Origin of the sequence: Fructobacillus americanaquae (assembly GCF_024029775.1) — a bacterium.
Classification (GTDB): domain Bacteria; phylum Bacillota; class Bacilli; order Lactobacillales; family Lactobacillaceae; genus Fructobacillus; species Fructobacillus americanaquae.
Window position 1 is genome coordinate 36,540 of sequence record NZ_CP097122.1, and the last position, 25,735, is coordinate 62,274.

A 25,735-nucleotide genomic window follows, 5' to 3' on the forward strand; every position below is an offset into this window, starting at 1 on the left:
TTATGTTGATGATTATGTCATTTAAAAAAGAAAGAGAGAATTTTTTATGGTAGCAAAGACAGCCTATAATGTGGCGGTACTCGGTGCAACGGGTGCTGTTGGACGTCGAATTTTGGACCAATTGGCTCAATCAACGATTCCGGTTGGTGAGGTCAAGGCTTTGGCTTCTGCTCGTTCAGCCGGTCAAAAAATCAGCTTTAAGAATCAGGAGTTAACCGTTGCAGAAGCAACGGAAGATTCCTTTACTGATGTTGATCTTGTGCTGGCCTCTGCTGGTGGATCAACTTCAAAGACTTTGGCTCCGGCAGCTGTTAAAGCTGGTGCGGTTGTTGTTGACAATTCTTCTTACTGGCGGATGAATGATCAGGTGCCATTGGTCGTCCCAGAAGTTAATGCCGCTGCGTTAAAGGAGCATCAAGGAATTATTGCTAACCCTAATTGCTCAACGACGCAATTGGTGATGGCGCTTGACCCAGTTTACCGACAATTTGGCTTGAACCAGGTGATTATTTCGACTTATCAGGCGGCTTCAGGTGCTGGAAAAGCAGCGATGGACGAAGTTTTGGCTGAAGCACAGGCTCGTTTGTTGGGAGATAACATGGCGGAGTTAGCCCATGTTTTACCTGTGAAGGGTGATAAAAAGCACTTCCCCTTGGCCTTTAACTTGCTGCCACAAATTGATGTCTTCGAAGAGGAAGGTTACACACACGAAGAATACAAGATGATCCATGAAACGAAAAAGATTATCTTGGGCGACAAGAATGCTAAGGACATTAAGGTGACGGGTACGGCTGTTCGCGTGCCAGTTATGATTGGTCATGGTGAAAGTGTCTATATTGATACTGGTGACGAAAACGTGACGCCTGACCAAATTCGTCAGGCAATTGGTGCCGTTGATAACGTGATTATTGAAGATGACCCAGCCACACAAACCTACCCTCAACCTCTTTTGGCTGAAGGTAAGCGGGAAACTTTTGTTGGTCGCATTCGCCCTGATTTGGAAAATCCGGGTGCTTTCCACTTGTGGGTTGTTTCTGACAATTTGCTGAAGGGCGCTGCCTGGAATACGGTTGAAATTGCCCAAATATTGGTTGAAATGGACCTGGTCCGTGTCCCCGCGGAATCAAGCTTTGCATAAATAATTTTGATAGAGCCACCGACTGAAAAATTGGTGGCTTTTTTAGCGCTGCTATTTTGGGGTTAAAAAAACTCTACTACATTTTGTAGTAGAGCCTTGAGCAAGTTGTTTTTAGTAAATAGCATCACGGTAAAGGGAGACGACTTTTCCCAAAATGGACACAGATTCCAAAATAATAGGCGCCATTGTATCGTTTTCTGGTTGCAGGCGGTAGTGACCACCTTCTTGGAAGAAGCGCTTGACCGTGGCCTCGTTGTCTTCGTTCATGGCAACAACAATATCACCGTTGTCGGCATTTTGTTGCCGACGAACAATCACCTTGTCGCCATCTAAAATACCGATATTAATCATTGATTCACCGCGAACGTTGAGCATAAAGAGATCACCATCGTAGGGAATTAGATTTTCTGGAATGGGGAAGAATTCGGTTGCTTCTTGTTCGACTGCTAGAATTGGTTGACCAGCTGTCACTAATCCTAAGAGCGGAATCTTGCCCGAAGTGGCTGAAATACCAAGAATTTCAAAACCGGCTGGTGTTACTTCAATCGCCCGAGCCTTGGTTCCTTCGCCTTTCTTCTCAAGGTAGCCGTTTTTAATCAAACGGGCAATGTGACCATGGATGGTCGAAGAAGAAGATAGGCCGACTGCTTCACCAATTTCACGAATAGTGGGTGGGAAACCGTTTTTACTTTGATAGTCGTGAATAAATCTCAAGACTTGAATTTGTTTTGAATCAGAACTTGCCATATGTACTTTCCTACCTGTATTTACTATGTTTATCTTAGCGAATTTTAACTCGAAAAGCAAACAAATGTTCGCAAAAAAAGTTTAAGAAATATTAAATTTTATTACAAAAAGGGGATTAAATTTAAAATAGTGGATAAAGGGATGTTTTATGTAAATTATCGACTCGTTTTCCACTGTTTTTGTAAAAAGATACTGTCAAGCCAACCTTTATGCTATAATATTTTATAGATTTTCGTAGTTAAAGGAGACCAATAATGGTTATATTAGTTGGAATTTTGGCTTTGGTCGTTGGTTTGGTTGGGGGATTCTTCTTGGCCCGCTTTACGATGAAGTCATACTTGGCGAAGAACCCACCGATTTCAGAAGAAATGATGAAATCAATGATGATGTCAATGGGCCAGAAGCCATCACAAAAGAAGTTGAATCAGATGATGGCTCAAATGAAGGCGCAAAATGCCAAAGCACAAAAAAAATAAGCCCAGCGGCTTATTTTTTTTGTGCTTTTGGATCAACGTAAACCCAGTTTGGATCAATTTCTTTGTCCAAAGCATCAAAGGATTCTTGAATCTTTTGATTGTATTCGGCAATTTTTTCGTCCGTCAAGCGGGCTTTGGGGTCAATTGCGATTGGTTCACCAAAATTAATTGTGGTATTATTGCGTTTAAATAAGTGTGAAAACTTCACAGGCCCTTGGTATACTGCTGGGACAATCGGCTTCTTTGAAAGCTTGGCAATCAGGATTGATCCTGATTTTAACTTTTGAGAATGCCGTGATCCGGTTGGGAACATGATGAGCGAGCGCTGGCCATCCTTTAACTCGTTGACGGGATGTTTGATGGTATCGGCCCCAACATTGCGCCGGTCAACTGGGAAGGCGCCCAAGGTAGTAATTAAGGCACGCAAAGCGGGATTTTTGAAAAGTTCCTTTTTAGCCATAAAAATGAAACGTTTTGGGTAGGCCGCCATGGCATACCAAACGGGATCCCACCAAGAACGGTGTGGTCCAACCAAAACATAATTTTCGTTTTTTGGTAGGCGCTCCTTGTGGAGGTAGGTAACGCGACCATTAATAATGGCCACAAAGGTCACAGTAAAGACCCGGATAAAGCGATAGAATAACATCTGCTTGTCCCTTTCTAATTGACTTAACAGAATAATTTTACTTAGTTTATGGAGATATTGCAACAAACCATGGTAGTAGAAAAATTACGAGCAGGAGAACGCCTAGACGGCCTGCCATCACAACAGATTCAAATTATTCAAAATCCAGATATGTTTTCTTACTCGTTAGACGCTGTTCTCTTAGCTTATTTTGCTAAACCTAAGCAAAAGGGGCGGGGGCTTTCGGTTGATTTGGGAGCAGGTACGGGCGCAATTGGCCTCTTTTATGCTGCCAAGGTCACTGGCCAGGTAAAATTAGTGGAACTGCAACAAGACTTAGCGGAGATGGCACAGCGTTCAGTTGTGTTAAATCACTTGGAAAAGCGCGTGAGCGTGATTCAGTCTGATATGCAGGAAATTTTTACTGAGATTAAGCCGGGCTCGGTGGATACGGTTTTGTCGAACCCACCTTATTTTTCCTTGAATGAAAAAACCAAGCAAAACTTGGATGAACATTATCAGTTAGCCCGGCATGAAATTGCCATTGATTTACCACGCTTAGCTCAAGTTGCTAATAAGTTGTTGAAGAACAACGGTAAATTTTATCTGGTGCACCGTCCAGACAGATTGGAAGATATTATGTCCTCCTTGGCTGCCCGAAAATTAGCGGTCAAGCGCATTCAGTTTGTTTACGGCAAGGCTGACCGTGAAGCCAACATGGTTTTAGTAGAAGCGATTAAGTCGGGCAAGCCGGGTGGTGTTCGAATTTTGCCACCAATTATTGCCTATACAGCTGCTAACGAGTACACGCCTCAGGTACAAGAAATTTTGTATGGGCAACCTTGGCAACTGTAAACTCGATCAAGATGGTTGCGCGAGGAGGGAATTTTGCTAACCCTCAAGGAGGGGAGACTTCAATCATGGCAGATGAGCATGACAAGACTTATGATTTTTATGTGCTTTATACGGCTGATGGCTATTTTTATGGTGGCTTTTCCGATAACGCTCACCGACGGTTTTTAGTCCATCAGGCAGGGAGGGGCGCCAAATTTACCAGAGTAAAGGCCAGGCACCCACTGCAGCTGATTTACCAAGAAACGTTTGCGAATAAGCATGATGCCCTTTCGGCTGAGGCTAAATTTAAGCACCTGAGTCGACCGCAAAAAGAAGCCTTCCTAATGGAACGGGCAGTCGATTCGACAATTTGGCAGAAATAGGTTGAGGGATTTTATGAGACTCTTGATCCATGGTAAAATGGAATAAATCATTTGAATTGAAGGTGGCAAATAATGATTACTACTTTTGAATTAAACAATATTATTGGGCGTCAAGTGTCTTTTAGAGACTGCGACCCGAGAGAGAAGTTAGTGAAGGTTATTGGCAATTTTTATCACTATGATTTAGCTTTTGGGACTAATGTGGTTCCAGAAGAGACCTATGTGATTGAGCGTGCCGAGGGGAACGTCTTAATCCTCCAGAAAAAGTAAGGACGGTATTTATGTCGATTTTGCTGATTATCATCATTGTTGTAATCGTTTTGGCCCTGGTTTCCTTTAAGATTGTGCCTCAAAATAGTGTTGGCCTTTTGGAAACGTTGGGGAAGTATTCGTCAACGCGGCAGACGGGGTTGAATTTCCGCTTGCCTTTGGTACAAAAAATCAGGACAGTTTCCTTGGCCCTGCAACCACTGAAGTTGGCAGGTTATTCAGTTATCACCAAGGATAACGCTGATATTGGAGCGACAGTGACTTTGAATTTCCATATCACGGATCCTGTGAAGTATTCGTATGAAAACACGAATTCGATTGAATCAATGCAACAGTTGGTTCGCGGTCACTTGCGCGACATTATTGGGCGGATGGAATTGAACGAGGCCTTAGGCTCAACCAGTCAAATTAATAAGGACTTGGCTGAAGCGATTGGTGATTTAACGAATACTTATGGTATTAATGTTGATCGGATTAACATTGACGAATTGAAGCCAAGCGCAGCTATCCAGTCTTCAATGGACACACAGTTGAAGGCTGACCGGGAACGGGTGGCATCTATTTCGCAAGCTGAAGGGGAGGCCAAGTCAATTGAACTCCGGGCCAAAGCGAACAATGAGGCCTTAATTGCTACGGCCAAGGCCAACGCCGAGGCGACGCGAACAAAAGCAGATGCCGAAAGTTATCGGATTGATAAGGTTCAGGCTGCTTTGAAGAACGCCGACCAAAACTATTTCAATAACCAATCGATTAATGCTTTCGAAGCTTTGGCTAAGTCAGATGCTAATTTGATTGTTACGAATGGTGCCGATTTGGACCAAACCGGACAAAATGCTGTTTTGGCCAAAACTTTGGGTCAGGAATTAGGCAACGAAGAAGATTAGAAACATTGGCCAGCCGATTATGGCTGGTTTTTTCTTTGAAGTAATATGTTCTAGTTAAAATCAGAAAAATCCTTGCTTTTCGCTCAAAATCTTAGTAAACTAGTACCTGTTGTGGATACAACAAAAATACACACGGTAAACGAGAACGTGCAGGTGCAAGTGATTGATCATTTGTCAGCACGGACCAAGAATTTACCGGAGGTTAAACCTAGGAGGCCACTATGGCAGTTATTACAATGAAGGAACTCCTCGAAGCAGGGGTTCACTTTGGACACCAAACTCGTCGTTGGAACCCAAAGATGGCACCATACATCTTTACGGAACGTAACGGCATTCACATCATCGACTTGCAAAAGACTGTTAAGTTGATTGACGAAGCTTACAACTTTATCCGTAATGCTTCAGCTGATGGGGCTAACATCTTGTTTGTTGGTACTAAGAAGCAAGCATCTGATGCAATCGCTGAAGAAGCAACGCGTGCTGGTCAATTCTATATCAACCACCGTTGGTTGGGTGGAACTTTGACTAACTGGAACACAATCAAGACGCGTGTTCAACGTTTGAAGGACTTGAAGGCAATGGCCGAAGATGGTACTTTCGAACAACTGCCTAAGAAGGAAGTTGTCTTGTTGAACAAGCAACGTGAGAAGTTGGAAAAGTTCTTGGGTGGAATCGAAGACATGCAAGACTTGCCAGATGTTTTGTTTGTTGTTGACCCTAAGAAGGAAGAAATCGCTGTTAAGGAAGCCAACATGCTCAACATCCCTGTTGTTGCTATGATTGACACAAACGCTGATCCTGACGATGTTGATGTTAAGATTCCTGCAAACGATGACGCTATCCGTGCCATTCGTTTGATTACTGCTAAGATGGCTGATGCCGTTATCGAAGGCCGTCAAGGTCAAGACAACGCTGCTGAAGATGCTTTCATCGAAGGTGACGAAAACACGGAATCAATCGAAGAAATCACAACAATCGTTGAAAAAGACAACTAAGTTGAAATTCGTTTATTGATTTGCCGTTCCGGTGGACCTGCTTGGGACGCTGAACGGCTTTTTCTATGCTATACTAGAGACTGTTAAAAGATAATAAAGAAGCTAAAGGAGCTAAAGGAGCATTTGCATGGCTGTTACTGCAAAGTTAGTGAAGGAATTACGTGATAAGACATCTGTTGGAATGATGGATGCCAAAAAGGCTTTGGTTGAAGCTGAAGGCGACATCGAAAAGGCAATTGACTTGTTGCGTGAAAAAGGAATGGCAAAGGCCGCTAAGAAGGGTGACCGTGTTGCTGCCGAAGGTATGACTTACGTGATGACTGAAGGCAACAAGGCTGCCATCATCGAATTGAACTCAGAAACTGATTTCGTTGCCGGTAACAAGGAATTTAATGACTTGTTAGTTGCTGTTACTAAGACAATCTTGGAAAAGCAACCTGCAGACGTTGAAGCTGCTTTAGTTTTACCAGTTGCTGGTGAAGAAGACCGAACTGTTAACGATAAGATCATCAACGTTTCTCAGATTACTGGTGAAAAGATTACTTTGCGCCGTTTCGCTACTGCTGAAAAGACTGACGGTGAAGTCTTCGGTGCTTACTCACACATGGGTGGCTCAATTTCTGCTTTGGCCGTTTTGACTGGTTCAAATGAAGAAGCAGCCCGTGATGTGGCTATGCACATCGCCGCTATTGCGCCACAGTATGTTTCTGATGATCAAGTTCCTGCAGATGTTATTGCTAAGGAAAAGGAAGTTCAATTGGCTTCTGAAGACTTGAATGGCAAGCCTGACAACATCAAGGAAAAGATGGTTGAAGGCCGGATCAAGAAGTTCTTGGCGGATATCACTTTGCTGGACCAAGATTTTGTTAAGAATGGTGACCAAAAGGTTGCTGATTTCGTTAAGCAAAACGGTATGACTGTGAAGTCATTCGTTCGCTACCAAGTTGGCGAAGGTATCGAAAAGCAAACCACAAACTTGGCTGAAGAAGTTGCTAAGCAAATCAACAGCTAAGTTCATTTAAAAAGTATCCAAAAATTTGGATGCTTTTTTTTGGAATTGGCGACTATATTTTTGCTATAATAGATAGCGATAAGAAAGAGGAAAACCATGACGGATACAAAGTATAAAAGAGTTTTAATGAAGCTGTCAGGCGAAGCCTTGGCTGGTGCTAAGGGTCAGGGAATTGACCTGCAGACAGTCGCCCAAATTGCCAAGGAAATCAAGGCAGTCCATGATATGGGCACTCAAATTGCCATCGTTGTTGGTGGTGGTAACCTATGGCGTGGTGGACCCGCTGCCCGTGTTGGGATGGAGCGGTCACGCGCTGATTATACCGGAATGCTTGGAACGACTATGAACGCTTTGGTCCTTCAAGATGCTTTAGAGCGAGCCGGTGTTGATACACGCGTGCAAACGGCGATTACGATGCAACAGATTGCAGAGCCTTACATTCGTGGTCGGGCCATTCGCCACCTTGAAAAGGGGCGGATTGTCATCTTTGCTGCGGGAACTGGTTCGCCATACTTCTCAACTGATACAACCGCTGCTTTGCGGGCCAACGAAATTAATGCTGACGCGATTTTGATGGCAAAGAACGGTGTTGATGGTGTCTATGATTCAGATCCAAATACGAACCCAAATGCTCAGAAATTTACCACTTTGACGCACTTAGACATCATTCAAAAAGGCTTGAAGGTCATGGATTCAACCGCTTCATCCCTCTCAATGGAAAACAACATGCCACTTGTTGTCTTTAACTTGAACCAACCAGGTAATATCGAACGGGTCATTAAGGGCGAGACAATTGGAACCACAGTCACTGGAGAAAAATAATGGCTTTTGATTTTACAAGTACCAAAGAACGGATGCAGGGCGCCCAAGAAGCTTTGCGTCGTGAATTAGCAGAAATTCGGACTGGTCGGTCCAACCCCCGTATTTTGGACCGAGTAGAAGTAGAATATTACGGTGCGATGGTGCCGTTGAACCAAGTTGCTTCGATTTCAGTACCTGAAGCACGTTTGCTTTTGATTACACCATTTGACAAGAACGCCTTAGAAGCAATCGTGACGGCGATTAACGTTTCTGATTTGGGTTTGAACCCAGCTTCTGACGGTAACATCGTGCGTTTGGCTATTCCACAAATGACGGAAGAACGTCGTAAGGAATTGGCGAAGGATGTTAAGGCTGAAGCTGAAAAGGCTAAGGTTGCTGTTCGTAACGTTCGTCGTGATGCCATGGATGCAATCAAAAAGGACAAGGAAATGACCGAAGACCAAGTCCATGACGCTGAGGATCAGGCTCAAAAGTTGACGGATGACAACACAAAGGCAATTGATGAAATTGCAGCAGAAAAAGAAAAAGAATTGTTGAAAATCTAAGAGTATTAGGTCGATGATGATTACTGAAAAGGCTTGCTAATCACTTGGTTAGTAGGCTTTTTCTGTCTTAAACAAGTTTTCTTCTTGACCTTTTTAAGAAAAATCGGCATAATATGAATAGATTAGTTTAAGGCTTTGACCCGGTCTGGCACCCGGTGAGCTGAGAACCGTGAAAGTGTCAACGACTGAGCAATTGGTTGTTGGAAATCAGGTGGAACCGCGCGTTAGCGTCCTGATGTCAAATTTTGACATTGGGGCTGTGAACCGCGGTTTTTTTGTCAGATAAGGAGGGGTTTATGGCCAAACTGAAGTATCATTTGGAGTCGGACACGGTTTTGGTTTTAAACGAGGACGGCCATGTTGGCGATACCTTGGATTTGAAAGACGAACTTCAAGTTGATACGAATCAACTTGGCGTGGCTGTGCAAACGGCCATTGATGAAAAATTAGCTCAGGAAAAGGTCGATTGGGAAAAGAGTCAACAACGCTTATTAAAGGCACAAATTGACCAGGAAAAGCAAAAGGCTGATTTGGCGCTGGAGAAGGCTAAGCAGGCTGAAAAGGATGCAGCGCAGCAAGATAAGGCAAAACTGCAAGAGCAACTGACTCAGCTACGTTCACAGTTGGCTGCGTTCAAGGATCAGGAGGCTGCCACAAAGGAGTTGGCGCTGGCTAAACAAAAGGAACATCTGCAGAGCGCCTACCAGGCTGAAAAGGACCAGGCTGGACAGAATCGACAGGAACTAGAAAAGCAACTAGCCGATTTGAAAAATCAAGTTGAAAACCAAGGTCGCGATCAAGAGTTGGCCTTGGCAAAGGTGAAGTCGGACTATGATGCCCAACTGCAGGCCGCCCAAGAGCAAGTCGAGTTCTATAAGGACTTTAAGGCTCGGCAGTCAACTAAAGAGATTGGTGAAAGCCTAGAAGTTTACGCTCACCAGGAGTTCAACAAAATCCGCCCATACGCCTTTCCTAATGCCTACTTTGAGAAGGACAACGAGGTTTCAAAGCAATCCGGATCGAAGGGTGATTTTATTTTCCGAGATTATCAGGATGGTGTGGAATTTATTTCGATCATGTTTGATATGAAAAACGAGGCGGACGCAACTGAACAGAAGCATAAAAATGCTGACTTTTTTAAGGAACTGGATAAGGACCGCAGGGAAAAGAACACCGAATATGCTGTCTTAGTCTCGATGCTGGAAGCCGATGATGAGTACTATAATACCGGAATTGTTCAGGTACCGGACTACGAGAAGATGTACGTCATCCGCCCGCAATTTTTTGTTCATTTTATCGGTCTTTTACGCAACGCGGCCTTGGACTCGCTTCAATACCGGCGGGCGCTGATTGAGGAGCAAAATCAAAACATTGATATTACCAATTTTGAGGATAGCATCACCGCCTTTAAGGACCGCTTTGCTAAAAATTATAATTCCTACTCGAGTAACTTCCAAAAAGCAATCGAACAGATTGACCGGGCGATTAGTCAGATGGAAAACGTGAAAAAGAGCTTGACGACTTCTGAAAATCAGATTCGTCTTGCTAACAATAAGTTGGAGGATTTGACCGTCAAAAAGTTGACGAGGAATAATCCAACCATGACGAAGAAGTTCGCTGATTTAAAAGCGGACCAGGAAGGTGATCGAAAGCCGTAAACTCGTCACATTGTTTTAAAATTTTAATGATGAAAAATAAAGGAAAGACTTATGTCCAGTGAAAAATTATCAGTACAAGACATTATTTTGACCCTGCAAGAGTTTTGGGCCGCAAAGGGCGCTAACTTGATGCAGGCTTACGATAACGAAGTTGGAGCGGGAACTCAAAGCCCTTATACCTTCTTGCGCGCTAACGGTCCAGAACCCTGGCGAGCAGCCTATGTTCAGCCTTCACGGCGACCAGCCGACGGTCGTTATGGTGACAATCCAAACCGTTTGTTCCAACACCACCAATTTCAGGTAGTGATGAAGCCTTCACCTGACAATATTCAGGAATTGTACCTTGCTTCTTTGGAAGCCTTGGGTATTAAGCCCTTGGAACATGACATTCGTTTTGTTGAAGATAACTGGGAAAATCCTTCAATGGGTGCGGCCGGAATCGGTTGGGAAGTTTGGTTAGACGGGATGGAAGTGACGCAGTTCACTTATTTCCAACAAGTTGGTGGAATTGAAGTTGATTCCGTTACGGCTGAAATCACCTATGGTTTGGAACGGCTAGCCTCTTACATCCAGGATGTGCCAACGGTTTATGATTTGGAATGGGGTCATGGCGTTCTGTATGGTGATATTTTCAAAGAACCGGAATATGAACACTCAAAGTATGCCTTTGAGGAGTCAAATCAGGAAATGTTACTCCAACATTTTGATGATTATGAAAAGGAAGCTCAGCATAATTTGGCATTAGGCTTGGTTCATCCGGCCTATGACTATATTTTGAAGTCATCTCATACCTTTAACCTTTTGGATGCCAGAGGAACGGTTTCTGTAACAGAACGAGCTGGTTATTTGCACCGAATTCGAACAATGGCTCGGCAGGTTTCAAAGGTCTTTATTGAAGAACGAGCTAAGCTTGGCTTCCCATTGTTAAAGGACGAGGCATTACGTGAAAAGTACTTGGGTGCTAAGGGAAAGTACGCCAAGAAGGAGGAGCAGGACTAATGGCAGATTTTATTTTAGAAATTGGTTTGGAAGAAATGCCAGCCCACTTGGTGACGAGTTCTGAAAAGCAGCTTATCGACCGAGTTTCTGATTTCTTAGACGAGCACCGACTCGATTATGAAGCGATGAAGCCATTCTCAACGCCACGACGCTTAGCTGTCGAATTGACTGGCTTGGCGACCGGCTCAAAAGCCGTTGAAGAAGAAAAGCGGGGACCAGCCATTGACCGTGCTAAGGATGACAACGGTGATTGGTCGAAGGCTGCTCAGGGATTTGCTCGTGGACAGAAGACGACGCCAGAAGCCTTGATCGAGAAGGATGGCTACTTGTGGGCCAAGACTGAAATTGCCGGTGTTTCAGCCGCGGAAATTTTAGCAAAGTTGGGCAAGGAAGTTGTTGAAAAAATGACCTTCTCAACTTACATGAAGTGGGGCAATCACAGTTTCGCTTATATTCGTCCAATCCGCTGGTTAGTGGCCCTTTTGGACCAGGATGTGGTTGATTTTTCTGTTTTGGACGTTCAAACAGGTCGGACAACTCGTGGTCACCGTTTCTTATCAACGGAAAATGTGACGATTGCGGGTGCTGCTGAATATGAGCAGACATTGCAAGATGCTTTTGTGATGGCTGATGCAGCCAAACGCAAGGCAACCATTCAAGCGCAGTTGGAAAAGATTGCTCAGAGCCAAAACTGGCACTTGAATTTGACCACTGATCAAGCACAAGACCTTTTGGAAGAAGTTAATAATATCGTCGAATGGCCAACGGCCTTCGCCGGTAACTTTGACCAAAAGTACCTGGATTTGCCAAAGGAAGTCTTGATAACTTCGATGCGTGACCATCAACGCTTCTTCTTTGTGACGGATGACCAGGGTGACCTATTGCCACACTTCCTTTCTGTCCGCAATGGAAATGAAGAAAACTTGGCCAACGTGGTTGCCGGAAATGAAAAGGTCTTGGTTGCTCGTTTGGAAGACGCTGTCTTCTTCTACCAAGAAGACCAACAAAAGTCGATTGATGACTACATGGACCGGGTGAAAAAACTGGTCTTCCATGAAAAAATTGGTACCGTCTACGAACACATGGTTCGTGTCCGGGCTTTGGCTGGTCAATTGGGACAAGTACTTGGTCTTTCATACGAAGAATTGTCTGATTTGAACAGGGCCACTGAAATTTATAAGTTTGACCTGATGACTGGCATGGTCGGTGAATTTGACGAATTGCAGGGTGTGATGGGGGAACACTACGCCAAGCTCTTTGGTGAAAATGACGTCGTTGCTCATGCGATCTTGGAACACTATTTGCCAACTTCAGCAACCGGCGCAGTAGCTGCTTCAAAAATTGGAGCGGTGTTGGCTGTCGCCGATAAGCTCGATTCCATCGTGACCTTCTTTGCGGCTGACCTGATTCCTTCAGGTGCCAACGACCCTTATGGTTTACGTCGGGCAGCAACTGGAGTCGTTAAGACGCTGGAAGCGCATGACTGGCGTCTTGACTTGGAAACCGTTTTGGCTAACTTCAAGGACCAAAACAAGAATGTAGCGGATGCTGATTTGGCCCAGGTCATGGCCTTTTTGACAGACCGTGTCAAGAAGCAAGCAGCCGATGCTGGCGTTCGTTCTGACATCGTTTCTGCTGGAACGGCCAACGTAGTAACTGGTGATTTGGTTTACGTGGCCGACCGAACAGCGGTCTTAGCAAAGCATTCAAAGGATGCAAACTTCCGCGATGTGATTGAGTCTTTTTCTCGAGTAAGTCGCTTAGCTAGTAAAGAACGCAGTGATGTCCCTGTTAAGCCGGACTTGTTTGAAAATGATCAGGAAAAGGCTTTGTACGCAGCAAGCAAGAACTTGAACTTGGTTGACTTGGAGAAACAGGGCGCAGAATCACTGTATCAAGCATTGGCTGCCTTGCAAGAACCAATTGCTGCTTACTTTGAAAATACGTTGGTTAATGACAAGAAGAAGGCGATTAAGAATAACCGCTATGCACAGTTGCAGGCCTTAGACAAGTTGATAGTTGGCCTTGGGGATATTGAAAAAATCGTTGTCAAATAAGTAAACTTATAAGTTTACTTGACTAAAGAAACAGGTGAGAATAGCATCTCCCTGTTTTTTTGTGCATGAAAGTGATCTGGGAGACCACTAAAATTAGCCAATATGTTGTTAATTTTTGCTTGGTTGACCTTGAGTGAATGCCTTTTGAAGATTTCAAGTATTAAGGCAAAGCAAGAATAACGCTTTGTTTCACCAGGGTTTTCCTGTAAAATGAAGAGTAAGTACAGACTCTAAAAAAGCAGGATATTCATGGCAGATTTTACTTTAGAAGAATTAAAAAAACGGCAAAAGCGGATTCGAAACTTTTCAATCGTGGCTCATATTGACCACGGAAAGTCGACGATTGCCGACCGGATTTTGGAACAGACCCAAACGGTGGCCGAGCGTGATATGCAAAACCAGCTGCTGGATACCATGGATTTGGAACGGGAGCGCGGCATTACCATCAAATTGAATGCGGTTGAGGTTCATTATAAAGCTAATGATGGCGAAACTTACATCTTTCATTTGATTGATACACCGGGGCACGTGGACTTCTCTTACGAGGTTTCACGGTCTTTGGCAGCGGCGGAAGGGGCCATCTTAGTGGTCGATGCCGCCCAGGGAGTGGAGGCGCAAACCTTAGCCAATGTTTATTTGGCAATTGATAATGACCTTGAAATCTTACCGGTCATTAATAAAATTGATTTGCCTGCTGCTGATCCAGAGATGGTCAAGGGCGAAATTGAGGATGTGATTGGTCTTGACGCTTCTGATGCCGTCCTAGTCTCGGCTAAGCAGGGAATCGGTATTCCTGAACTCTTAGAACGGATTGTTTCTGATTTTCCAGCACCGGATGGTGATCTGGAAGCGCCATTACGGGCTTTGATTTTTGACTCACAGTATGATGCCTATCGTGGCGTAGTAGTGAACTTGCGAGTGCGTGAGGGTGTTGTTAAACCTGGTGACCGGGTGAAGATGATGAACACCGGGGCAGAATACGAGGTGACGGAAGTCGGCGTGATGTCACCGGATGCACAAAAGCGTGATTACCTGATGGCTGGTGACGTTGGTTATTTGACGGCGTCAATCAAGGACATTCAAACCACACATTCAGGTGATACGGTGACACTGGTCGACAATCCAGCCGATGAACCGCTCCCTGGTTACCAACCAATGACACCAATGGTTTATTCGGGATTGTATCCTTCAGATAATGCCAAGTATGGTGACTTACGAGAGGCTTTGGAAAAGTTGCAGTTAAACGATGCTGCGCTGACTTTTGAACCCGAAACTTCACAAGCTTTGGGCTTTGGTTACCGAGTTGGTTTCCTCGGGCTCTTGCACATGGATGTGATTCAAGAACGTTTGGAACGTGAGTTCGATTTGGACTTGGTCACAACGGCACCTTCTGTTACTTACCGAGTAACGGCGGTTGACGGTGAGGTTTTGATGATTGAAAACCCGTCTGAATTGCCAGAAAGTCAACAAATCAAAATGATTGAAGAACCGTTTATTCACGGAAACATTATGGTGCCAAATGAGTATGTTGGGGCAGTGATGGAGCTAGCTCAGCGCAAGCGTGGCGAATTCGATACAATGGAGTACTTGGATGAAAACCGGGTGAACGTCAAGTATTATTTGCCGTTGTCCGAAATTATCTTTAATTTCTTTGACAAGTTGAAATCATCAACGCGTGGCTATGCTTCTTTGGATTATGAAATCGATGGCTATCGCCCAGCTGATTTGGTCAAAATTGATATTCTTCTCAATTCAGAAAAGGTCGATGCCTTGTCCTTTATCGTGCACCGTGATTTTGCGGCAGAACGGGGTCGCGTGATTACTTCTAAATTGAAGGAAATCATTCCAAGGCAAAACTTTGAAATTCCGGTTCAAGCAGCAATTGGCAACAAAATTTTGGCTCGAACAAACATTAAGGCTTACCGAAAGGATGTGACTTCAAAGATTCACACGGGTGATCCTGATCGGCGGGCGAAGCTTTTGGACAAGCAGAAGCGTGGTAAAGCGCGGATGAAAGCCGTGGGAACGGTTACCGTTCCTCAAGAAGCCTTTATGGCGGTTTTGCAGACGGATGATGACGAAAAGTATGCTCGCGGTAATTAAGTTTGTTACAACCTGAGTGGTCTTGTTTGAAAAAATAAAGAATCCAGTTTAAAATAACGGTACAAACGATTCGAAGGAGAGCATAGTTGAATGTCCTTAAAAACTGTATTTCAAAAAATAACCAACTATTTTCGACCCAAAATGATTGCAATTGGCATCACTCATAATGGGCCTTTAGAAACAACAGACGCTTTTGTGGAACGACAAGTACGCCAACCAAAGCCAAACGGCGATGAGGTTTTGGTTCGAATATTGGCAACAGCTGTTAACCCTGTTGATACGAAGATGCGGGCTGGTTATCGTCAGGATGGCGTCTTTCGCGTTTTTGGTCTTGATGTTGTTGGTGTGATTGAAGAGGTTGGTAAGGACGTGACGGACTTTTCTGTCGGCGACCGCGTCTTTTACGCTGGTAAGCAACACGCCTTCGGTGCCGATGCCGAGTTTCAAGTGATTGAGGCGGACTTAATTGCGCTGGTACCAAAGAATTTAGACAATGTGGATGCCGCAGCCATGCCTTTGACTGCCATTACGGCTCATGATGTTTTGCACCATGGTTTTCATTTACCGATTATTCAGAATAGTGCCCAAGAAAAATCAGTGCTCATTATCAATGGTGCTGGTGGTGTTGGTTCAGTCTTGGTTCAAATGGCCAAGTATCTCGGACTAACAGTGATTGCAACGGCGGGAACAACTGAGTCAAAGAACTGGGTGAGAGAATTGGGTGCTGATTTTGTCCTTGATTATCATGAAGACTTGCAAAAACAGTTGGTAGCCATTAACTTTGCTCAAGTTGACTACATTGCCAACTTGCAGGATACGACGGCCTATTGGGACTTGATGGCGGCGGTCATTAAGCCCTATGGTGAAATCGCGGCCATTGTTGAAACTACTTTACCAGTTGACTTAGGTGACTTAAAGAGTAAGGCCGTTTCCTTTTCTTGGACCTTTATGTTAGCGCGTGGCAATGAGAACTTTAACCTTGCTGAGCAGGGACAAATTTTGCGTGATGTCGCTAACCTTTTGGACCAAGGGGTAATTCGGCCAACCGTTACAAAGGTTTATCAGGGATTATCGGCTGAAAATGTACGTCGTGCCAATCAGGATGTCACTAGTCACCACACGATGGGGAAAGTGGTCATCGATTGCATGGCCGAAGAAGAGGCCAATAATAAGGTTGAGCAGACAATTGCCAATAATGTCGCACCAGTGAAGGTTACGATGGCAGATGCTAATAATTAACACGATTTGGGACGGGGACCAAGCGGTCCTCGTTTTTATTTGTGTTGTTGTAGGAATAGTAAACGAGGAAAAAGATGATTACGTATCAAAAGGTTGTTTGGCAGGTGCCGGCTGAAAATCAGGATGTGGTGATTGCAACTTTGGTAGCACTTGGAGCAGAGGGCGCCGAGCAGGGGACAGAGACGGTTACCATTTACCAAGATATTCAGCAAGAGGGCTTTGAAAATCAGATTGCAACTTATATTGCCGGGTTAACAACCCTTGCTGAACGGGGGCTAGCCATTAATAGTCAACCAATTTCACAGGAGAAATTGGACTCAACTGTCTTTGAAAACGAATGGAAAAATTACTACCATGCTAGTCGGGTGACCAACCAGTTTACGGTTGTGCCCGCTTGGGAAGACTACCAAAAAGATCAGGACCAAGAAAAATTAATTGTGATGGATCCCGACCAAGCCTTTGGGACCGGTACGCATCCAACCACTTCTTTGATGCTTCAAGCCTTGGAAACAGTGGTGCGTGGCGGTGAAAAAACGATTGACGTTGGGACTGGGTCGGGTGTTTTAGCGGTAGCTGCTAAACACCTGGGGGTTGGTTTAATATTGGCAACTGATATTGACCAAGAGGCGGTTTCGACGGCCCAAGCTAATTTAGCGTTAAACCCTGTGGCGCATGATGTGACCGTTATTGCGTCGGATTTGATGCAGGATGTACCAAAAGAATGGAATCAATCTGATTTGATTATGGCGAATATTTTAGCTGATGTGATTACGCCACTGATTCCCCAAGTAGTGCCAATGCTCACGGCAGGTGGTTACTTCTTAGTTTCGGGAATTTATGACGATGTGGAACCAGCCATTGAGCGGGCTTTAAAAAGCCACGGACTGACGATTGTTCAGCACTTGAACCAAGGAACTTGGCATGCCTTTATTACAAAAAAGGCGGATGACTTAATCAGCGACTGATTTTTTAGGAAGAGAAAACGATGCAACGTTATTTTTTAGAAGAACCGATTCAAAATACCATCATCTTGACAGCAGATATGCCGGCCTTTAAGCACTTGGTTAAGGTTTTACGAGCCAAAGTGGGTACAAAAGCGGAATTTTTTGATGGCCAATCGCGCTTGGTGTTTGGGCAGGTCGAAGAAATCGGCCAGAGTCAGGCGGTGATTAAGGTGCTAACCGACATTGATCAGCAGGTTGAATTACCTGTTGAAGTCACGTTGGTGGTTTCTCCAATTAAAAAAGATCGCAACGAGTGGCTGGCGGAGAAGGCAACCGAACTGGGTGCCAGTCGCTTACTTTTCGTGCCGATGGAGCGGTCGGTCGTTGCTTGGAATGAAAAACAGAAAGCTAAACAGTTAGAGCGGTTGCGGGCCAAGGCAGTCGGTGCTGCCGAACAATCACACCGGCTGAAAGTGCCAGAAATTCGTTTTGCTGATTTTGCTGAGGTTTTGGCACTGGAAAAAGATCAGGGGTTGGTTGCTTGGGAAGAATCTGCTAAGCAGGGAGAAAAAGCGGCTTTGGTGGATTTGGCACAGATTAGTCAACCCGGTCAGCATTTTGTTGCCGTCTTTGGACCAGAAGGTGGTTTGACTGAAAAGGAGATTAATACCTTGCAAGAGGCCGGTTATCGTCCCGGTGGTTTGGGGCCCCGAATCTTGCGGGCCGAAACGGCACCACTGTACACGTTAGCCGCTTTATCAACATTATTAGAATTAGAAAAATAACAGAAAAATGAGTCTAGGTTGTGAAAAACCTTGCCCTCATAGGTTAAACAGCCTATAATTTGTTATAACAATTTCACTGTGAATGAGGTTTTTACATGCGTAATTTTTTAAATAAATTACACCACTCTGCTTGGTTTTATAACTTATTGGTCATGCTTTTCGTGGCAGTCTTCTTGCCATTTATGGCCGACAAATTTGATTGGTCAGATATTAATCTGGTCTTTTGGCTTTGCTTTGTCTTAAATGGGGGCTTTGCCTTGTACTTTGGCGCTTACATTCGCAAGCAAGGTCTGCGTTTTTACTGGATTTTTGCGCAGCCACTGCTTTTTGCCTTGGTGACGACCTGGTATTTTGACTGGGTTGATACTGAATACGGTTATTATTTAGCCGGTTTGTACTTGGTTTTGACGATTTTTACTTTTTGGTCTGATACCCGGTCTGATCCTGATGAAGACCTATTGCCAATCGATGGCGGTTATGAAGATCTTTAAATAATCAAAGAAAGCGTCCCCCAAAAGGGGGCGCTTTTCTGTTAAAATACTAAGAGAATAATTTTTTACTTTTTACCCCTTTGGAGGAAGCATTCGTGATTACTGTTGCAGACATGTCATTTTCATTTTCTGGTAAGAAACTTTACCAGGACGTTAACTTAAAGTTGGTCCCGGGCCATACATACGGCATTATCGGAGCCAATGGTGCTGGTAAGTCAACCTTTTTGAAATTGCTTCAAGGAGAATTGGAACCGACTGAGGGTGTCATCAGCATTAGTGATAACGACCGGATGTCATCTTTGCAGCAGGATCACTTCGCCTTTGACGACTTTACGGTGATGGATACGGTCATCCAGGGACATGAACGCCTCTACCAGGTTAAGACTGAAATGGATGCTATCTATGCTAAGCCTGATTTTTCAGATGAAGATGGGGTGCGAGTAGGCGACTTGTCTGCTGAATTTGAAGAGCTGGACGGTTGGAACGCTGAAACTGAAGCAGCCCAACTATTGACGAAGTTGGGCATCGATGAATCAATGCAACAGAGCATGATGGGCGACTTGACTGAAAACGATAAGGTGAAGGTCTTGTTGGCTCAGGCCTTGTTTGGTAATCCAGATATCTTGGTTTTGGATGAGCCCACCAACGGGTTGGACGTGCAAACGATTGCTTGGTTGGAAGACTTCTTGGCCGACTTTGAGAACCTCGTGATTGTTGTTTCGCACGACCGTCACTTCTTGAATGTTGTTTCAACGAATATCTTAGATGTCGACTACGGTAAGATTACGCCGTTCGTTGGAAACTACGATTTCTGGCGTGAATCAGCTGAATTGGCACAACGCTTGGCTTCACAGCAAAATGCTAAGAAGGAAGAGCAAATTAAGCAGCTGCAGGAATTCGTCGCGCGCTTCTCAGCCAATGCCTCAAAGTCAAAGCAGGCAACAGCTCGTAAGAAGCAGTTGGATAAGATTACTTTGGATGATATCAAGCCTTCGTCTCGTAAGTACCCTTACATTTCCTTCCCGTTGAACCGTGAATTAGGAAATGACTTAGTTCGCGTTGAAGGGGTTTCCAAGACGATTGATGGTGAAAAGGTTTTGGATAATATTACCTTTACTGGTCGTCCTGGCGACAAAATTGCTATCTTGTCCCGGTCTGATTTGGCAACGACAACGTTGATGCAAATTTTGGCAGGTACGATGGAACCTGATACAGGTTCTGTCACTTGGGGTGTCACGACAACCCAGTCATATTTGGCTAAGGACCTGAATGATAATTTCGACGACCAGGAAAAGGTCATTTTGGACTGGTTGCGTGATTTTGCCGAAGAAGAGCAGAAGGACAACACGTCATTGCGTGGTATGCTTGGCCAAATGCTCTTTAAGGGTGATGACGCCTTGAAGCAAATTAAGGTTTTGTCTGGTGGTGAAAAGGTTCGAATCGTTTTGGCTAAGTTGATGCTATTAAAGGCCAACGTTTTGTTGCTTGATGATCCAACAAACCACTTGGATTTGGAATCAATCCAGTCATTGAACGATGCGGTTGCGGACTTTAAGGGTTCTGTCATCATGACATCTCATGACCACGAATTTTTGGAGACGACGGCAAACCATATCGTTGCAGTTTCTGCCAAGGGTGTCGTTGACCGTTTGGATACCACTTATGATGACTTTATTAACACCGACAGTATTCAAGCTAAGGTGAAGGCCTTGTACGATTAATGATGAGCTGATGGTGAAGGCCGTTAAGGAGCGCTTTCGAGCGCTTTTTTGCTTAAGTAAAAAGGAGATTTTTAATGACTGTAGGTATTGATAAATTAGCTTTCTACACACCAGGACTAGCGCTTGATATGGTCGAATTGGCCAAAGCGAGAGGCGATGAGCCTGATAAATATACGATTGGAATTGGCCAGTCGGTTCAGTCTGTCGTGCCAAATTACGAAGACGTGGTGACAATGGGCGTCAATGCCGCTAAAAAAATCTTGACTGCTGCAGATATTGAGGCGATTGAGATGCTGATTTTTGCCACTGAATCTGGGGTGGATAATTCCAAATCAGCGGCCGTCTTTGCGCAGAAGTTATTGAATTTATCGCCATACATTCGCACCATTGAAATGAAGCAGGCTTGCTATGCTGGCACTTACGGTCTGATGCAAGCCAAGGACTACGTGCGCCTGCATCCTGATAAGAAAGTTTTGGTTATTGCGGCCGATATCGCCCGCTATGGATTGAAGACAGCCGGAGAAGTCACACAGGGGGCCGGTGCAATTGCCATAGTGGTCAGCGCTGACCCAGCTATTGCTGCTATCGAAGATGACTCTGTTTATATGAGTCAGGACGTTCCTGATTTTTGGCGACCAGTGGCCTCAACAACGGCCTTGGTTGACGGTCATCTGTCAACGGATATTTACAAGGAAATGTTTTTGACGCTTTGGAGCCGATATACAGCCAAGACAAAGTTAGCGTTGGCTGACTTTGCAGGTTTTGCCTTCCATTTACCATACACGAAGATGGGGAAGAAGGCCTTGGACCAGATTCTGGACCAAGCAACGCCTGAGCAGCAAAAATTTTTGCAGGAGCAACTGGCGGCCTCACAGGTTTATAACCGTCAAGTTGGTAACCTCTACACAGGGTCAGTCTATCTCGCGCTGCTTTCGTTATTGCAACAGGGACAAATCATTGCAGGTCAACGGTTGGCCGTCTTTTCTTATGGTTCTGGAGCAGAGGCCGAACTCTTTTCATTAAAAATCCAAGAAAACTTCCAATCTGCTATTGTCGGCCAGGACGTCGTTACGATGTTGGCCGACCGTCGTTTGCTTTCAGTTAGTGAGTACGAGGATGTCTTCAACTCACAGCTATTTGATTATCAGGTTGATGCGACGACGGCGGGTCCCAAAAACACGGATCGCTGCCAATTTGTTGGCTGGCAAAATGGCCACCGTCGCTATCAGATGAGCTAAAGACAAACATTGGTGACAAAGTGTGGCCAATGTTCTATTTTTGTTCTATTTTTCATTTAGAATGTTATCCCGTTGCAACCTGCTTTTGGTAAACTAATAGAATAGATAAGCAGGTAAGAAAAGGAGAATTATCCATGGCAAAGCGGATTTATTTGGCTGGACCATTTTTTTCAGAAACACAGATTAAGAAGGCTGAGCGTCTTGAAAAGGTCTTGGAAGAACACGACCAGGTGGGCCACGTTTTTTCACCTCGGAAGCATCAGCATGCTGAATATGAACTTTTTTCGGAACCATGGCGTCATGCTGCCTATGGGTCTGACGTTGAAGCCATTGATAATTGTGATGTGATGGTAGCGTTGGCTGATTTTGACCGGGCCGATACTGATTCAGGCACTGCTTGGGAAATCGGTTATGCAAAAGCTAAGGGAATCCCGGTTGTGGTCATCAAAGAGGAAGCAGATATTACGTTGAACTTGATGATTGCCATGTCATTAACGGCATACTTTGACAAGATTGAAGATGTCGCTGCGTATGATTTAGAAGCTTTGCCAGCAAAGCCATACGATGGCGAAGTTATCTAAAAATCAGAAAAAGGCAGGCCTGACAAAAATCAGGTTTAAAACGATCAATTAGAGGAGAAAATCATGATTAAAGCAGTTGTCACCGTTGTTGGCCAGGATCAAGCAGGAATTGTAGCTGGCATCGCAACCACCTTGTCAAAACATGGAGTCAACATTTTGGATATGTCGCAGACGATTATGTCGCAAACCTTTACAATGTCAATGTTAGTAGCCATCGACGCTGCTGCTGATTTTGATGAAGTCTATGCCTCTGTCAAAGAAGAAGGCGCTCGCTTAGGTGTCACGGTGCATGTACAACGAGAAGAAATTTTTGATACGATGTCCCACATCTAATTTAAAAAATTAGTGCGAACAAAGACAAAGAAAAGAAGCAAATAATGGATACAACACAAATTCGAGAAACAATTCAGATGGTCAAAGAAGATAATTTTGACATCCGAACAATTACGATGGGGATTTCTTTGCTGGACACGGTTGGTGGCTCAGTTGATGAAACGGCGAAGAACGTTTATAAGAAGGTCACAACCTATGCCAAGAACTTGGTAGCAGTTGGTCAACAGATTGAACGCGAATATGGTGTACCCATTACGAATAAGCGTATTTCAGTGACGCCCGTTTCCCTAATTGCTGGCAATGCTGATGAAAAGGAAATCCTTGTTTTGGCGCATGCCTTAGACGATGCTGCCAAGGAAGTTGGTGTTGACTTTATCGGTGGTTACTCCGCCTTGGTGCAAAAAGGTTTTTCACACGGTGATTTAGCCTTGATTAAGTCATTGCCAAATGCTTTGACGCAAACGGATGTGGTGATGTCATCCATTAACGTTGGTTCATCTAAGGCCGGGGTCAACCTTGATGCCGTGAAATTGATGGGTGAAACGATTAAGGCCATTACGGACAAGTCCGATACAGCAAATTCAAAGATGGTTGTCTTTGCCAATGCCGTTGAAGATAACCCCTTTATGGCTGGAGCTTTCCATGGTGTTTCAGAACCAGATGTGGTGATTAATGTCGGTGTTTCGGGTCCTGGTGTCGTTAAGCGTGCTTTAGAACAGGTGAAGGGTGAATCGATCACAGTGGTTGCCGAAACCATTAAAAAGACGGCCTTCAAGATTACCCGTGTTGGTCAGTTAGTGGGGACAATTGCAGCGGAACGCCTCGGGGTACCATTTGGAATTGTTGATTTGTCCTTGGCACCAACTCCAGCTCGCGGTGATTCTGTGGCTGAAGTCTTGGAAGAAATCGGCTTGGAACAAGTTGGAACGCACGGAACAACTGCTGCTTTGATGCTCTTGAATGATGCCGTTAAAAAGGGTGGTGTTATGGCTTCACAAGGTGTTGGTGGCTTGTCAGGAGCCTTTATCCCTGTTTCAGAAGATGCCGGAATGATTGATGCCGTACAGGCTGGCACGTTGTCATTGGCTAAGTTAGAGGCGATGACATCTGTTTGTTCTGTTGGGTTGGATATGATTGCCATTCCGGGTGATACACCAGCAACAACGATTTCAGCAATGATTGCTGATGAAGCGGCAATCGGTGTGCAAAACAATAAGACCACGGCTGTGCGCATTTTGCCAACGAATGGTACCAAAGTTGGCGATATGGTTGATTATGGTGGTTTGTTGGGAACTGCTCCAGTTATGCCAGTAGTGGCTAAGTCTTCTGCTGACTTTATTAATCGTGGAGGCCACGTGCCAGCGCCAATTCATTCCTTTAAAAATTAAAAAATAAAAATGAGCCAAAACCAGGACCTGGTTTTGGACTCATTTTTTGCTGCTGCTACTGATTTTGTTGATAAATGCCGAAAAGCCCACTGCAAAACAGTGGGCTTTTCAGGTGGATTAGTTAAAATCATTGTGTTGATGGTTAGCGCGTCGACCATAAGAATAACGGTCGTTTTCAGCAATGACCCGCTTATTGAGCAAGTCTTTGGCCTCATGGTGGGTCGGTGTAAAGGTTGTGCCGTTTTTCCATGCTTCTCGTTGGTCACGGTGGTTTAATATGTTATCACGGATGCTCAAGAAGAAGGCATTGACTTTGACCCGCTTCAACCCCAAAATGTGGCGCAAGTAACTGCTCGTTGAATTAACTGGTAGGTTCATGACGAAATCCTCCGTATCGTTTTTGTAATTAGTATTACTATACAATGCAAGTCCTTTAATTACTGCTACATCGATCAAGGTTAGAGGAATCCTAACTATCTTAAGGAGTTCTTAACCTTTATCCATTGTATAATGGCAATATGGAAATCAATGCTGTCCAACAATACCAACAATACCTGCAGGCAGAACGTGGCTATTCACTTCAAACCGTGAAAGCGTATCGAACCGATATTGACGAATTTGTTAGTTATTTGACCGATAATGGTGGTTTCACAGGCTTTGCTAGTATTAAAAGCTTAGATGTTCGAGTTTATTTGGCTGGTCTATATGATCAAATGCTCGCCCGCACGACGATTGCCCGCAAGGTTTCAAGTCTGAAAAATTTCTATGCTTATTTGGTAAGTGAAAATTTAGCCACCGACAATCCCTTTGACGGGGTAGCACTGCGGAAACACCAAGCGCATTTGCCAGAATTTTTTTATGACAATGAGCTGTTGGAACTCTTCCAAGTCGCTTATGATCAAAATGACCACCCGCTCTGGCGCCGGGATGCCGCTTTGCTGGAATTTTTATTTGCCACGGGAACGCGAGTATCTGAGTTTTCGGGGTTGACATTGGATCAAATTGATTTAAATCAACGGTTAGTGCTCATTCACGGGAAAGGAAATAAGGACCGGTTTGTACCTTTTGGTTCATATGCTCAGCAGGCCTTGGTGGATTATCTGGAAAATTGTCGGCCGGGCTTATTAGCTAAAAACCACCGATTAGACCAGGAAGAGGTTGTGTTTTTAAATGCTAATGGCGGTCCGATTACCTCGGCTGGTGTGACTTACATTTTGAACCAATTAATGAAAAAAACGAGTTTGACAGGCAAAATTCATCCCCATATGTTGCGCCACAGTTTTGCGACCGCTTTATTAAATCGGGGAGCTGATATGCGAACTGTGCAAGAATTACTGGGGCACGAAAACCTTTCAACGACCCAAATCTATACCCATGTTTCAAAAGCCATGCTTCAGGATTCCTATCAAAATTTCTTTCCACGGGCAAAAAAGGTGAGTGAAAGACACACAAAAAGAGAAGGATGAT

Annotated in this window: 27 protein-coding genes; 24 read left to right on the top strand and 3 right to left on the bottom strand. The window is 44.4% G+C overall.

The genetic code is table 11. The annotated features are described in order from the left end of the window. Positions 1-46: 46 nt before the first annotated feature. Positions 47-1,138, top strand: coding sequence for an aspartate-semialdehyde dehydrogenase (locus M3M36_RS00195; protein WP_252773876.1), 1,092 nt, complete (start codon positions 47-49; stop codon positions 1,136-1,138). Positions 1,139-1,249: 111 nt separating this feature from the next. Here the strand turns inward: M3M36_RS00195 and lexA are convergent, their stop codons facing one another. After that, positions 1,250-1,885, bottom strand: a complete 636-nt coding sequence (gene lexA / locus M3M36_RS00200; RefSeq protein ID WP_252773877.1) for a transcriptional repressor LexA — start codon at positions 1,883-1,885, stop codon at positions 1,250-1,252. Positions 1,886-2,139: 254 nt separating this feature from the next. Here lexA and M3M36_RS00205 point away from each other — a divergent pair, with 254 nt between their 5' ends. Continuing rightward, the gene (locus tag M3M36_RS00205; RefSeq protein WP_252773878.1) at positions 2,140-2,361 is read left to right on the top strand and encodes a YneF family protein; all 222 of its coding nucleotides are present in this window, start codon (positions 2,140-2,142) and stop codon (positions 2,359-2,361) included. Between the two features lie 10 nt (positions 2,362-2,371). On the opposite strand, the gene M3M36_RS00210 is transcribed toward M3M36_RS00205, so the two are convergent. Then, a complete protein-coding gene (locus M3M36_RS00210) occupies positions 2,372-3,007 on the bottom strand; it encodes a lysophospholipid acyltransferase family protein (RefSeq protein WP_252773879.1) in 636 nt (211 codons plus the stop codon). Positions 3,008-3,076: 69 nt separating this feature from the next. Here M3M36_RS00210 and M3M36_RS00215 point away from each other — a divergent pair, with 69 nt between their 5' ends. The 21 genes from M3M36_RS00215 (at position 3,077) to M3M36_RS00315 (ending at position 24,268) form a co-directional block, all read left to right on the top strand. Then, the gene (locus M3M36_RS00215; protein WP_252773880.1) at positions 3,077-3,841 is read left to right on the top strand and encodes a tRNA1(Val) (adenine(37)-N6)-methyltransferase; all 765 of its coding nucleotides are present in this window, start codon (positions 3,077-3,079) and stop codon (positions 3,839-3,841) included. A gap of 65 nt (positions 3,842-3,906) precedes the next feature. After that, positions 3,907-4,203 carry a GIY-YIG nuclease family protein gene (locus tag M3M36_RS00220; protein WP_252773881.1) on the top strand — a complete coding sequence of 99 codons (297 nt, stop codon included), beginning with the start codon at positions 3,907-3,909 and terminating at the stop codon, positions 4,201-4,203. Positions 4,204-4,275: 72 nt separating this feature from the next. Next, complete coding sequence (locus M3M36_RS00225) at positions 4,276-4,473, top strand: hypothetical protein (protein ID WP_252773882.1); 198 nt, start codon at positions 4,276-4,278, stop codon at positions 4,471-4,473. 56 nt (positions 4,474-4,529) lie between these two features. Beyond that, positions 4,530-5,357, top strand: a complete 828-nt coding sequence (locus M3M36_RS00230) for an SPFH domain-containing protein (protein ID WP_252774434.1) — start codon at positions 4,530-4,532, stop codon at positions 5,355-5,357. A 221-nt stretch (positions 5,358-5,578) separates the two neighbouring features. After that, positions 5,579-6,352, top strand: a complete 774-nt coding sequence (gene rpsB, locus M3M36_RS00235) for a 30S ribosomal protein S2 (protein WP_047974475.1) — start codon at positions 5,579-5,581, stop codon at positions 6,350-6,352. A 127-nt stretch (positions 6,353-6,479) separates the two neighbouring features. After that, on the top strand, positions 6,480-7,364 hold the full coding sequence (gene tsf, locus M3M36_RS00240; protein WP_252773883.1) for a translation elongation factor Ts: 885 nt from the start codon (positions 6,480-6,482) through the stop codon (positions 7,362-7,364). A gap of 96 nt (positions 7,365-7,460) precedes the next feature. After that, a complete protein-coding gene (pyrH, locus tag M3M36_RS00245) occupies positions 7,461-8,186 on the top strand; it encodes a UMP kinase (protein ID WP_252773884.1) in 726 nt (241 codons plus the stop codon). Further along, positions 8,186-8,731, top strand: a complete 546-nt coding sequence (frr, locus tag M3M36_RS00250; protein ID WP_252773885.1) for a ribosome recycling factor — start codon at positions 8,186-8,188, stop codon at positions 8,729-8,731. Before pyrH ends, frr begins: the two co-directional genes overlap by 1 nt. A 296-nt stretch (positions 8,732-9,027) precedes the next feature. Then, positions 9,028-10,389 carry a DUF2130 domain-containing protein gene (locus M3M36_RS00255; RefSeq protein ID WP_252773886.1) on the top strand — a complete coding sequence of 454 codons (1,362 nt, stop codon included), beginning with the start codon at positions 9,028-9,030 and terminating at the stop codon, positions 10,387-10,389. 51 nt (positions 10,390-10,440) lie between these two features. Then, positions 10,441-11,388, top strand: coding sequence for a glycine--tRNA ligase subunit alpha (glyQ, locus tag M3M36_RS00260; protein WP_252773887.1), 948 nt, complete (start codon positions 10,441-10,443; stop codon positions 11,386-11,388). After that, positions 11,388-13,445 carry a glycine--tRNA ligase subunit beta gene (gene glyS / locus M3M36_RS00265; RefSeq protein WP_252773888.1) on the top strand — a complete coding sequence of 686 codons (2,058 nt, stop codon included), beginning with the start codon at positions 11,388-11,390 and terminating at the stop codon, positions 13,443-13,445. Before glyQ ends, glyS begins: the two co-directional genes overlap by 1 nt. Before the next feature lie 249 nt (positions 13,446-13,694). After that, on the top strand, positions 13,695-15,548 hold the full coding sequence (gene lepA / locus M3M36_RS00270; protein WP_252773889.1) for a translation elongation factor 4: 1,854 nt from the start codon (positions 13,695-13,697) through the stop codon (positions 15,546-15,548). A gap of 141 nt (positions 15,549-15,689) precedes the next feature. After that, the gene (locus M3M36_RS00275) at positions 15,690-16,787 is read left to right on the top strand and encodes a zinc-binding alcohol dehydrogenase family protein (RefSeq protein ID WP_252773890.1); all 1,098 of its coding nucleotides are present in this window, start codon (positions 15,690-15,692) and stop codon (positions 16,785-16,787) included. A gap of 74 nt (positions 16,788-16,861) precedes the next feature. Beyond that, entirely contained in the window at positions 16,862-17,752 is an 891-nt protein-coding gene (locus M3M36_RS00280) for a 50S ribosomal protein L11 methyltransferase (protein ID WP_252773891.1), read from the top strand. Positions 17,753-17,772: 20 nt separating this feature from the next. Beyond that, the gene (locus tag M3M36_RS00285; protein WP_252773892.1) at positions 17,773-18,516 is read left to right on the top strand and encodes an RsmE family RNA methyltransferase; all 744 of its coding nucleotides are present in this window, start codon (positions 17,773-17,775) and stop codon (positions 18,514-18,516) included. Positions 18,517-18,611: 95 nt separating this feature from the next. Next, on the top strand, positions 18,612-19,007 hold the full coding sequence (locus M3M36_RS00290; RefSeq protein ID WP_252773893.1) for a hypothetical protein: 396 nt from the start codon (positions 18,612-18,614) through the stop codon (positions 19,005-19,007). Between the two features lie 95 nt (positions 19,008-19,102). Next, on the top strand, positions 19,103-20,728 hold the full coding sequence (locus tag M3M36_RS00295; protein ID WP_252773894.1) for an ABC-F family ATP-binding cassette domain-containing protein: 1,626 nt from the start codon (positions 19,103-19,105) through the stop codon (positions 20,726-20,728). Between the two features lie 74 nt (positions 20,729-20,802). Continuing rightward, complete coding sequence (locus tag M3M36_RS00300; protein WP_252773895.1) at positions 20,803-21,966, top strand: hydroxymethylglutaryl-CoA synthase; 1,164 nt, start codon at positions 20,803-20,805, stop codon at positions 21,964-21,966. A 134-nt stretch (positions 21,967-22,100) separates the two neighbouring features. After that, positions 22,101-22,547: a nucleoside 2-deoxyribosyltransferase gene (locus M3M36_RS00305; protein WP_252773896.1), complete on the top strand. Its 447-nt coding sequence runs from the start codon at positions 22,101-22,103 to the stop codon at positions 22,545-22,547. Positions 22,548-22,610: 63 nt separating this feature from the next. Continuing rightward, a complete protein-coding gene (locus M3M36_RS00310; protein ID WP_252773897.1) occupies positions 22,611-22,880 on the top strand; it encodes an ACT domain-containing protein in 270 nt (89 codons plus the stop codon). A 44-nt stretch (positions 22,881-22,924) separates the two neighbouring features. Further along, entirely contained in the window at positions 22,925-24,268 is a 1,344-nt protein-coding gene (locus tag M3M36_RS00315) for a PFL family protein (RefSeq protein WP_252773898.1), read from the top strand. Between the two features lie 117 nt (positions 24,269-24,385). On the opposite strand, the gene M3M36_RS00320 is transcribed toward M3M36_RS00315, so the two are convergent. Next, complete coding sequence (locus M3M36_RS00320) at positions 24,386-24,646, bottom strand: hypothetical protein (protein WP_252773899.1); 261 nt, start codon at positions 24,644-24,646, stop codon at positions 24,386-24,388. Between the two features lie 140 nt (positions 24,647-24,786). Here M3M36_RS00320 and xerC point away from each other — a divergent pair, with 140 nt between their 5' ends. Next, entirely contained in the window at positions 24,787-25,734 is a 948-nt protein-coding gene (xerC, locus tag M3M36_RS00325) for a tyrosine recombinase XerC (protein WP_252773900.1), read from the top strand. The last annotated feature ends 1 nt before the right edge of the window (position 25,735 follow it).

What these genes read in the sequence shown, in the direction of transcription:
- M3M36_RS00195 (WP_252773876.1), top strand. Translation starts at nt 47, where the DNA reads ATGGTAGCAAAGACAGCCTATAATGTGGCGGTACTCGGTGCAACGGGT.
- lexA (WP_252773877.1), bottom strand. Translation starts at nt 1,885, where the DNA reads ATGGCAAGTTCTGATTCAAAACAAATTCAAGTCTTGAGATTTATTCAC.
- M3M36_RS00205 (WP_252773878.1), top strand. Translation starts at nt 2,140, where the DNA reads ATGGTTATATTAGTTGGAATTTTGGCTTTGGTCGTTGGTTTGGTTGGG.
- M3M36_RS00210 (WP_252773879.1), bottom strand. Translation starts at nt 3,007, where the DNA reads ATGTTATTCTATCGCTTTATCCGGGTCTTTACTGTGACCTTTGTGGCC.
- M3M36_RS00215 (WP_252773880.1), top strand. Translation starts at nt 3,077, where the DNA reads ATGGTAGTAGAAAAATTACGAGCAGGAGAACGCCTAGACGGCCTGCCA.
- M3M36_RS00220 (WP_252773881.1), top strand. Translation starts at nt 3,907, where the DNA reads ATGGCAGATGAGCATGACAAGACTTATGATTTTTATGTGCTTTATACG.
- M3M36_RS00225 (WP_252773882.1), top strand. Translation starts at nt 4,276, where the DNA reads ATGATTACTACTTTTGAATTAAACAATATTATTGGGCGTCAAGTGTCT.
- rpsB (WP_047974475.1), top strand. Translation starts at nt 5,579, where the DNA reads ATGGCAGTTATTACAATGAAGGAACTCCTCGAAGCAGGGGTTCACTTT.
- tsf (WP_252773883.1), top strand. Translation starts at nt 6,480, where the DNA reads ATGGCTGTTACTGCAAAGTTAGTGAAGGAATTACGTGATAAGACATCT.
- pyrH (WP_252773884.1), top strand. Translation starts at nt 7,461, where the DNA reads ATGACGGATACAAAGTATAAAAGAGTTTTAATGAAGCTGTCAGGCGAA.
- frr (WP_252773885.1), top strand. Translation starts at nt 8,186, where the DNA reads ATGGCTTTTGATTTTACAAGTACCAAAGAACGGATGCAGGGCGCCCAA.
- M3M36_RS00255 (WP_252773886.1), top strand. Translation starts at nt 9,028, where the DNA reads ATGGCCAAACTGAAGTATCATTTGGAGTCGGACACGGTTTTGGTTTTA.
- glyQ (WP_252773887.1), top strand. Translation starts at nt 10,441, where the DNA reads ATGTCCAGTGAAAAATTATCAGTACAAGACATTATTTTGACCCTGCAA.
- glyS (WP_252773888.1), top strand. Translation starts at nt 11,388, where the DNA reads ATGGCAGATTTTATTTTAGAAATTGGTTTGGAAGAAATGCCAGCCCAC.
- lepA (WP_252773889.1), top strand. Translation starts at nt 13,695, where the DNA reads ATGGCAGATTTTACTTTAGAAGAATTAAAAAAACGGCAAAAGCGGATT.
- M3M36_RS00275 (WP_252773890.1), top strand. Translation starts at nt 15,690, where the DNA reads ATGATTGCAATTGGCATCACTCATAATGGGCCTTTAGAAACAACAGAC.
- M3M36_RS00280 (WP_252773891.1), top strand. Translation starts at nt 16,862, where the DNA reads ATGATTACGTATCAAAAGGTTGTTTGGCAGGTGCCGGCTGAAAATCAG.
- M3M36_RS00285 (WP_252773892.1), top strand. Translation starts at nt 17,773, where the DNA reads ATGCAACGTTATTTTTTAGAAGAACCGATTCAAAATACCATCATCTTG.
- M3M36_RS00290 (WP_252773893.1), top strand. Translation starts at nt 18,612, where the DNA reads ATGCGTAATTTTTTAAATAAATTACACCACTCTGCTTGGTTTTATAAC.
- M3M36_RS00300 (WP_252773895.1), top strand. Translation starts at nt 20,803, where the DNA reads ATGACTGTAGGTATTGATAAATTAGCTTTCTACACACCAGGACTAGCG.
- M3M36_RS00305 (WP_252773896.1), top strand. Translation starts at nt 22,101, where the DNA reads ATGGCAAAGCGGATTTATTTGGCTGGACCATTTTTTTCAGAAACACAG.
- M3M36_RS00310 (WP_252773897.1), top strand. Translation starts at nt 22,611, where the DNA reads ATGATTAAAGCAGTTGTCACCGTTGTTGGCCAGGATCAAGCAGGAATT.
- M3M36_RS00315 (WP_252773898.1), top strand. Translation starts at nt 22,925, where the DNA reads ATGGATACAACACAAATTCGAGAAACAATTCAGATGGTCAAAGAAGAT.
- M3M36_RS00320 (WP_252773899.1), bottom strand. Translation starts at nt 24,646, where the DNA reads ATGAACCTACCAGTTAATTCAACGAGCAGTTACTTGCGCCACATTTTG.
- xerC (WP_252773900.1), top strand. Translation starts at nt 24,787, where the DNA reads ATGGAAATCAATGCTGTCCAACAATACCAACAATACCTGCAGGCAGAA.